At 43.8% G+C, this 8124-nt stretch carries 8 protein-coding genes; 3 read left to right on the top strand and 5 right to left on the bottom strand.

The window, feature by feature from the left end:
* Window positions 1-143: 143 nt before the first annotated feature.
* A complete protein-coding gene (locus tag XMG59_RS11410; RefSeq protein WP_371731502.1) occupies window positions 144-1199 on the bottom strand; it encodes a branched-chain amino acid aminotransferase in 1056 nt (351 codons plus the stop codon).
* A gap of 111 nt (window positions 1200-1310) precedes the next feature.
* Here XMG59_RS11410 and XMG59_RS11405 point away from each other — a divergent pair, with 111 nt between their 5' ends.
* The 3 genes from XMG59_RS11405 to XMG59_RS11395 are packed head-to-tail and all read left to right on the top strand — an operon-like array spanning window position 1311 to window position 4534.
* Window positions 1311-2159 carry an ELM1/GtrOC1 family putative glycosyltransferase gene (locus tag XMG59_RS11405; RefSeq protein WP_173498749.1) on the top strand — a complete coding sequence of 283 codons (849 nt, stop codon included), beginning with the start codon at window positions 1311-1313 and terminating at the stop codon, window positions 2157-2159.
* A complete protein-coding gene (gene tviB / locus XMG59_RS11400) occupies window positions 2150-3439 on the top strand; it encodes a Vi polysaccharide biosynthesis UDP-N-acetylglucosamine C-6 dehydrogenase TviB (RefSeq protein WP_305847883.1) in 1290 nt (429 codons plus the stop codon). Before XMG59_RS11405 ends, tviB begins: the two co-directional genes overlap by 10 nt.
* Window positions 3440-4534 carry a glycosyltransferase family 4 protein gene (locus tag XMG59_RS11395; protein WP_173498748.1) on the top strand — a complete coding sequence of 365 codons (1095 nt, stop codon included), beginning with the start codon at window positions 3440-3442 and terminating at the stop codon, window positions 4532-4534.
* Here the strand turns inward: XMG59_RS11395 and XMG59_RS11390 are convergent.
* Genes XMG59_RS11390 through lpxL form a run of 4 tightly spaced genes read right to left on the bottom strand, consistent with a single transcriptional unit; the run spans window position 4531 to window position 8022 of the window.
* Window positions 4531-5280: a glycosyltransferase family 2 protein gene (locus tag XMG59_RS11390; protein WP_173498747.1), complete on the bottom strand. Its 750-nt coding sequence runs from the start codon at window positions 5278-5280 to the stop codon at window positions 4531-4533. The two genes, XMG59_RS11395 and XMG59_RS11390, sit on opposite strands and share 4 nt — an antisense overlap.
* On the bottom strand, window positions 5277-6032 hold the full coding sequence (locus XMG59_RS11385) for a polysaccharide deacetylase family protein (RefSeq protein ID WP_173498746.1): 756 nt from the start codon (window positions 6030-6032) through the stop codon (window positions 5277-5279). The genes XMG59_RS11390 and XMG59_RS11385 overlap by 4 nt, the downstream gene beginning before the upstream one ends.
* Window positions 6029-7105, bottom strand: coding sequence for a glycosyltransferase family 4 protein (locus tag XMG59_RS11380; protein ID WP_173498745.1), 1077 nt, complete (start codon window positions 7103-7105; stop codon window positions 6029-6031). Before XMG59_RS11380 ends, XMG59_RS11385 begins: the two co-directional genes overlap by 4 nt.
* Window positions 7102-8022 (bottom strand): LpxL/LpxP family Kdo(2)-lipid IV(A) lauroyl/palmitoleoyl acyltransferase, encoded by a 921-nt coding sequence (gene lpxL, locus XMG59_RS11375; RefSeq protein WP_173498744.1) that lies wholly within the window; start codon window positions 8020-8022, stop codon window positions 7102-7104. The genes XMG59_RS11380 and lpxL overlap by 4 nt, the downstream gene beginning before the upstream one ends.
* Between the last annotated feature and the right edge of the window lie 102 nt (window positions 8023-8124).

The following is an 8124-nucleotide window of genomic DNA, read 5'->3' as shown; positions in this document are numbered from 1 at the left end:
CTCATGTTGTTTGAGAATCGCCACTATCTGGCTTTCGGTAAAACGTGACTTCTTCATAGATCGCTCCTGATTCATAGATCATAAAACGCTCTACTTAAAACCCCAATTATTTTTCGGGAGGATTACACTTTTTAGTTGAAAATTTATAGGTGGGTTAACCAACCGTGCGGGTCTTCGGCCTTACCCCACTGAATGTCATTCAGTGCACGACGAAGCTTAACGGTAGTCTCGCCGATTCCACCGTTACCGACTTTGTACTCTTTATCTTTGTAGATCAGAGTATCTACAGGGGCTAGAACAGCTGCCGTACCCGACAAAGCCGCTTCACAACCCGGTTTTGCAGCACGTTCCAGAAGCTCATCTACTGAAAGCTGGCGCTCTTGAACATCCATGCCTAGATCACGAGCTAATGTCAGAATCGAGTCACGAGTGACACCGTGCAGGAAGCTCTCATCCAATGCTTTTGTGATGATCTGGTTGCCATCAATAAGCAGGAAGTTCGCAGCGCCGGTCTCTTGAACGTCACCACCTGGACAGAAGAGTACCTGATCCGCTTGGTATTGTGCCTTGGCATTTAAGATAGGCCCCATGGCTGCAGCGTAGTTACCACCGCTTTTGATCATGCCCATGTGTGGAGGGCAGCGCATCGCTTCATCGTCGACCAGTAGGCGAAGTGCTTTATCGCCACCTGCGAAATAATCACCTACAGGTGATAGAAGGATGTATTGACATGAGGTAACCGATGGCACCGCCGCTTTACCAATTGCAGGCTCAGTACCAATGTGTGTCGGGCGAATGTACATCGAACCCGGTGGTTCTGGTACATCTGCAGCGTACTGACGAACGATTGACTCGATCATTTGCTGCGTCTGCCCCTTATCAATCTCAGGTAAACCAAGAAGGCGGCTGCTCTGCGCAAAGCGTTCAATGTTCTTGTCCATACGGAAAATTTTGACTGAACCATCAGCATGGCGAAATGCTTTTAACCCCTCAAAGCAGGTGCTTGAGTAGTGCAGCACATGTGCGCCAGGGTGAAATGAGATGGAGTCACTAGCGACCACTTCAGTTGGGCTCCAGCTGTCGCCATCAAACCAAGTTATCGCCATCTCTGGCATAAAGAGAGAACCAAATGCTGCCATGAAAATCTTCCTAAAATTACAACTGTTCTGTTGAGTCGATACAGTGCGCCAAAATTTAATCGATCAATTGTAAGCCATAGAGGGAAAATTGGAATCGATATTTATTAAATTGAAGTGTGTTTAGGGCGGGAACTGTTTATCCTTAGGGATCTATATGCGAAAAGGTTTGTTGTGGCAGATATCTGGATCATCAGTGATGGAAAGCCCGGGCACATTAATCAGTCCCTTGGATTGGTAGAAGCGTTGCTTGAGTTTAAACCGAATCTGACATTCAAAACCCTTCCACTGAAGGGTGTCAGTAGCGAACTTTTTGCTACAGATCGCCCCAAATTGATTATCAGTGCAGGCAGAGCCACTCACTTTTGGAATTGGGCGCTCACTGTTCGCTTTGGGGCCAAAAATGTCGTACTGATGCGCCCATCGCTCCCTTACAGCTTCTTTAATTTAGCTCTGGTCCCAGAACATGATGCGCCCCCCGCTTCTGATCGTGTAGTGACTACCAAAGGAGCAATCAATCGAATGAAGCCGTCTAATAAACAGCCGGAAAGTCGATTGGTTCTTTTAGGTGGGCCAAGCAAGCACGTGATTTGGGATGATGATCGCATTATTGAGCAGATCGACCAGTTAACTGAACCATCCATTGGGTTATTGAATGTAGCGACCTCTCGAAGAACCTCCAGCGACCTCTTACAACGGCTTAAATCGAAAACGAGCATCAGATTAATTGAGCCTGATTCAGTCGATAGTGATTGGTTACCCAGCACTTTAGCAACCACCGAACAGGTGATTGTCAGCTCAGACAGTGTCTCAATGGTCTACGAAGCTTTAACCGCTGGGTGCACTGTTTCGCTGATACGTTTAGAATCTACGACTAATTCAAGAACGCAACAGGGCATCGACTCATTGGTTGAGCAAGGTTTAGTGGGTGCTACAGCCGATCAAAAACCGGCCAATCCAGTGTCGAATTTTCGAGAAGCAACCCGCTGCGCAGAGATTATTTTGGAGAGAGCATGGCTGTAAAACTGCCAAACTATGATGAAGCAAAAATAGCCATTATTGGGCTTGGCTATGTTGGTTTGCCGTTAGCTGTTGAGTTTGGAAAGAGTCGTTCGGTTGTTGGGTTCGATATTAACCAAGCACGTATTGATGAGTTGTCCAGTGGCAAAGATTCAACGCTTGAGGTTAGCCCAGAAGAACTGAGTGAAGCGCAGAGCCTAAGCTTTACTGCTGAAGAGTCAGAACTTAAAGATTGTTCAATCTTTGTAGTGACTGTACCAACCCCTATTAATGGTCATAAACAGCCAGACCTTACGCCATTGATTAAAGCGTCTGAACTGCTTGGTCGTGTCATCACCCCAGGCTCGATTGTTATTTATGAGTCGACGGTATACCCAGGTGCTACAGAGGAAGATTGTATCCCTGTGATTGAGGCTGGCTCAGGTTTGGTTTTCAACGAAGACTTTTATGCGGGCTACAGTCCTGAACGAATTAACCCAGGCGATAAAACTCATCGACTGGTCAACATTATGAAAGTGACCTCTGGCTCCACACCTGAGGTCGCAGACTTTGTGGATCAACTCTACTCCTCTGTCATTGATGCAGGTACTTTTAAGGCCAGCAGTATCCGTGTAGCAGAAGCTGCAAAGGTTATTGAGAACACCCAACGAGACCTTAATATTGCCTTGATTAATGAGCTAGCGATTATCTTTAATCGCTTGGGTATTGATACCGAAGAGGTTCTCAAAGCGGCAGGCACCAAGTGGAATTTCTTACCATTCCGTCCAGGGCTTGTAGGTGGACACTGTATTGGAGTGGACCCCTACTACCTGACCTATAAAGCTCAATCTGCTGGTTATATACCTGATGTCATTCTAGCAGGTCGTCGTATCAATGATGGTATGGGGGCGTTTGTTGCAGACGAGTTGGTTAAAGCGATGCTGAAGCGTCGTATTCATGTTAATGAGAGTCGCATTCTCGTTATGGGATTGGCGTTTAAAGAGAACTGCCCAGACCTTCGAAATACTCGAGTGCTCGATATTGTCTCGGTTCTAGAAACCTACGGTGTCACTGTTGATATTCATGATCCTTGGGTCGATGCTGAAGAGGCCAAACAGGAGTATGGTGTCGAGTTAGTGTCACAACCTCAGTCAGATCAATATGACGCCATCATAATCGCTGTCGCACATAATCAGTTTAAAGAGTATGGACTAGATACCCTCAGATCTTGGGGACGTGATACTCATGTCCTTTACGATCTAAAGTACCTCTTTGAGCAGTCAGAAACGGACCTTCGTCTCTAAATGAAAGTCGTTCAAGTCTTGCCTGCTCTGAATGGTGGCGGGGTCGAAAAAGGTACTTTGGAAGTTGCTAAGTACCTTGTCGATCACGGGCATGAATCAATCGTTGTTTCGGCTGGTGGCGGCATGGTTCAGCAGTTAGAAGGTGAAGGCAGTCGACACATTCAGTGGGATTTAGGTAAAAAGTCCTTACTAACTTTTCGACATATCTGGGCATTTCGAAAATTCTTGAGAGAAGAGCAGCCCGACATTCTGCATCTTCGATCTCGGATGCCCGCTTGGGTCGCATGGTTTGCGTGGAACGGCCTGCCAATAACTACTAGACCTAAATTAGTGACTACAGTTCACGGACTTTATTCGGTTAGTAAGTATTCACAAATCATGTGCCGAGGAGAGGCGGTCATAGCCGTTTCTGAGACCGTTCGCGACTACATATTAAAGAATTACCCTGAGACACCTGAAAGCAATATTCATCTAATTTATCGCGGTGTTGAACCCGCAGAGTGGCCTTATGGCTATCAAGCTACCCCAGAGTGGAAACAGGCTTTTTTTACTGAGTTTCCGCAATTAGAAGGAAAGCGCCTGCTCTGCCTACCTGGGCGACTAACCCGTTTGAAAGGGCATAATGATTTCTTAGATCTAATCAGCTCTCTTGCCTCAGAATATGAAGATGTTCACGCGATCATCGTCGGCGGTGAGGACCCAAAAAGAAAAGAGTACGCCCAAGAGCTTTACCAGAGAGTCGAAGACCTTGGCCTAGAGCAGCGAGTTACCTTTACCGGAGCGAGAAGAGATATTCGCGAAATTTTTTCGATCAGCGAAATTGTTTATTCACTCTCAACTAAACCGGAATCCTTTGGTAGAACTGTTTTGGAAGCACTCTCCCTAGGTAAGCCTGTATTGGGTTATGACCATGGTGGAGTGGGTGAGATTCTTAGTGAAATTTTTCCTTCAGGAAAAGTTACTTTGGGCTCGTTATCGGAATTGAGTGAAAAGTCACAAGTAGTATTAACCAAATCACCAGCTCCCGACTTTCTTGAAACCTTTACAAAGCAAAAAATGCTGTCATCAACGCTGGATGTATATTCGGATCTTTAGCTTTTATGACGGCCTTTTAGGTTAGCTTCATAGAGCTTGGCTTCTTTGAGAAAAGCATAGAATGCATTAATCATGCTGCCGATAAAACCTCTTACTCCGTTTAAAAAATTACGTTTCAGAACATAAGATTTGATAAATGCTACAGGCATAATCAATATAAGTTTTAGTACAGAGTAGCTCTTACCTTTCTCGAATTTATCGATCGCCTTTCCTGAAGAGTAGAGGTTAACTTTGCTGACTTTTACCTCTATTGAAATCTCCCCGTAGTGACGTATTCCACCTTTAAGATCGATAATATTCCCTTCAACCGTTGGTGTTTCGTGAAAACGCTCATGACCATAGGCACCTTTGTCCCTTTTAAACAAACGAACGTGAGTATTCTTTTTGGTTTTTCCATGAATTGGGTAACCGAGAAAATACTCTTCGATAGGAATATTGGCGCCTGCGATATCTGTACGTTTTATAACATCTAGAATTTCAGATTTTAACTCGGGGCTTACTTCTTCATCAGCATCAAGATTGAGCACCCACTCATTTGCACAAAGGTTTTTAGCATGCTCTTTCTGTTGAGCCATGCCCTGCCAGTCATTATGGCTGACCTTTGCTCCGCACTTTCTAGCTAGCTCAACAGTTTTATCGGTACTGCCACTGTCTACAACGACAACTTCACCAAGGCCGTTAACACTTGAAATGGCTCGCTCGATATTGTGCTCTTCGTTTTTTGTGACTATATAAACGCTAATCATACTCTATAGCGACCTCTTGAAAGGGCAATTCGAAATTGCACAATATTTGTTGAACGAAGCACTGAAATTCGCATTATTCTAAAAGGATCAATGATCTCAGAGATTCCTTTTTTAACGGTTACTGCAGAGGTGAATCCCGTTTCTTTTACAATTGCTGCTACATCATTATTAAAGCGTCCAAATGGATACGCGAAGGCTTCACAATTCATACCCGTTAGTTCTTCGACTTTCTCTTTAGATCCTTTGATCTCAATGTTAGCTGTTTCAAGATCGCTTTTTTCAAGATTGCAGTGGCTTAGTGTATGCGCACCAAACTCTATGAGGCCTGAGCTAACCATCTCTTGGATCATGGCTGTTGAAAGCTTTTCAATGCCGTTAATGTCAGGTGCTAAATAGATCGTAGCTTTTGCACTATATTTTTTAAGTAGAGGAAAGGCGATCTCATAGTTGTCTTTAAAGCCATCATCGAAGGTAATAGCAACTCGGGGAGCTTGGTTAGTTTTAGAATTAAGCAGTTCTGAAATGGTTAAAAACTTATAGTTTTTGCTTTGTAGAAGCTTTAGTTGCTTCTCAAATGCTTCAGGAGTTACAACAAGCTCTGAATGAGTATCCCCAGGGTCTTTTCTAATGCTGTGATACATCAATATGCGAGGTAGACTCACAGGGCGTTTTGGTCGCCAAAAGTTATAGTGTGCTGCGAAAAACAGAGCTCCCAAGAGAGATAGCACGCAGATAACTAATAAAATGGTCATTCTATATTACCTAGGGGTTTTACAATTGAAGTCAAACATTTAGACATGGCAGTGGTTACGATATGACTTACAAGTTCTTTATCAAATCGCTCCTTAGCGGCCTTTCCATACTCTGATAATAATTGTCGATCCCTGTATGCGGCATTTATAGCATCTAAAATTTTGTTCGAATCTTCGCCGTCAACGCACCAACCGGTTACACCATCTAAAACGGCTTCAGAGGCGCCCCCTGCAGTCCCGCCAATTGAGGGCAAACCACATTGAGACGCCTCGATATATGTAATACCAAAGCCTTCAAGAGATAGTCCATTTTGATAGCTTGGCATTAGAAAGATGTCATGTGTTAGATAGAGCTGCTTTTTCTCTTCATCATCTACACGCCCCAAAAATTTAACGAACGATAAGTCGTTACACTCCTGTTTAAGCTCCTCCAAATCTGGCCCACTACCAGCAATGCTCCACTCAATTTCTAAGCCTCGCTTATGGAGTTCTCGAAGCGCTGCGGCGCTCTGAAATAGACCTTTTCGCTTTTCGATTCGGCTTAAAGAGAGAATTTTAAGAGGTGCAGTAAAATTGGAGTTAGGTTCAACTTGAGTATCTTCATAGAGTCCATAGGTAGGATAGATACATATGGCTTTATATCGATAATCTTGGTTGTATTGACAGAAGAGTTCAATGGTTGCTTTAGAAGAAGATACAATTTGAATCGCTCTATCAAGGGCATGCTTTATACGGCCCCTTTTTTTTGTATCTAAATATTCTTGGCCATGGGCCAATACAACAATTGGCACGCCATTGTTGGGTATAGCCTCAACACTTTTCCAGCTATCACAAAGGTAGAGATCAGGATTTGTTTGTAAGTTTAAATAGAGCTTTTTAGCGATATTACGAACAAATTTAGGCATCGCAACTGCAGTATGAGAAAAGGCATATTCTCCAACTAATGGTTTGTCTGCTACTACGCTTACATTCCAATCAGCATTTGCTAAGTTTTTGGCAAGCGAGAACATGACGCTCTCCATGCCACCCGTTCTCGGAGGAAAGGTCTGAGTCACAATAGTTAGCCTCTTCATGACTCACTCCTATACATAAACCCTTTCCCATTTGGGTGGGTCTTAAATCGACGATGCATCCACATATATTGTGTTGGATCGTACAGAATTCCTTTTTCAATCTCTTGGTTTATGCGGGTAGCTGACTCACGATCACCTTCTAAAGGGAATGGTTCAACTGGCGGATGGAGTCGAAGAGTGTAGGTGTTATCGCTGTTGCGATGGTGCGATAGCATTACGATCGGCGATTTACTTAGCTTTGCTAGTCTAGCTGTTGCTGTAACAGTGGCGGCTTCTACATCAAAAAAAGGGGCATAGACTGAGTTAGTGGGGCCAAAATCTTGGTCAGGTGCGTACCATACAATTTCATTGCTCTTTAATGCGCGAATCACACCCCTAAAATCATGCCGATCTATAAGAGAACTAATAAATCGCTTTCTTCCGCGGTCAATTATCGATTCCATCAGTGGATTATTATGCGGTCGATACATGGTGTGAAGATTATAAAATCGACTGAATAAGAGGCCACCTAAGTCTAGAGTTGAGTAATGTGCCCCTAAAAGGATCACCCCTTTACCTTGCAGTAGAGCTTCGTCTAGATACTGACGCCCTTCGATTTTAGTCTTGCTGTCAAAGCTACTCAGTGGTGCCCACCATGCACAAGCGGTTTCAATTAATCCTATGCCACTGTTTTTGAAGACATCTTTAGTCATTTGTTTGCGATTTGAATCGCTATGTTCTGGAAAGCAAAGGGCCAAATTAGTTTCAGTAATTTGCCTTCTCTTTGTCGCTGTCAGGTAGATTAGATTCCCTAATAGAGCTCCAATTCTAATTTGTAGATTGAATGGAAAAAGTCTGATTAATCGAAGCAGGGATAGACCGGCCCAGGTTGCCCAGAATTTTGGCATTAAAAATTGTGTGTTGAATTTGGATTTCATAAGAGCCGGATCACTATTGATATCTGAAGTTTAAAAGCCAAACAAAGTTGTGGCAACACGAGAGCCACTCTAAGGTATACTGATGCAGCGCATATTGGTTAT

This window comes from Marinobacterium sp. xm-g-59, from assembly GCF_013283315.1.
GTDB lineage: Bacteria > Pseudomonadota > Gammaproteobacteria > Pseudomonadales > Balneatricaceae > Marinobacterium_E.
Note: the sequence above shows the minus strand (reverse complement) of the source record. Positions and strands in the feature narration are given on the sequence as shown.

Excerpts from the sequence above, each read along its gene's own strand:
- XMG59_RS11380 (WP_173498745.1), bottom strand. The coding sequence starts at position 7,105 with ATGAAGAGGCTAACTATTGTGACTCAGACCTTTCCTCCGAGAACGGGT.
- XMG59_RS11390 (WP_173498747.1), bottom strand. The coding sequence starts at position 5,280 with ATGATTAGCGTTTATATAGTCACAAAAAACGAAGAGCACAATATCGAG.
- lpxL (WP_173498744.1), bottom strand. The coding sequence starts at position 8,022 with ATGAAATCCAAATTCAACACACAATTTTTAATGCCAAAATTCTGGGCA.
- tviB (WP_305847883.1), top strand. The coding sequence starts at position 2,150 with ATGGCTGTAAAACTGCCAAACTATGATGAAGCAAAAATAGCCATTATT.
- XMG59_RS11385 (WP_173498746.1), bottom strand. The coding sequence starts at position 6,032 with ATGACCATTTTATTAGTTATCTGCGTGCTATCTCTCTTGGGAGCTCTG.
- XMG59_RS11395 (WP_173498748.1), top strand. The coding sequence starts at position 3,440 with ATGAAAGTCGTTCAAGTCTTGCCTGCTCTGAATGGTGGCGGGGTCGAA.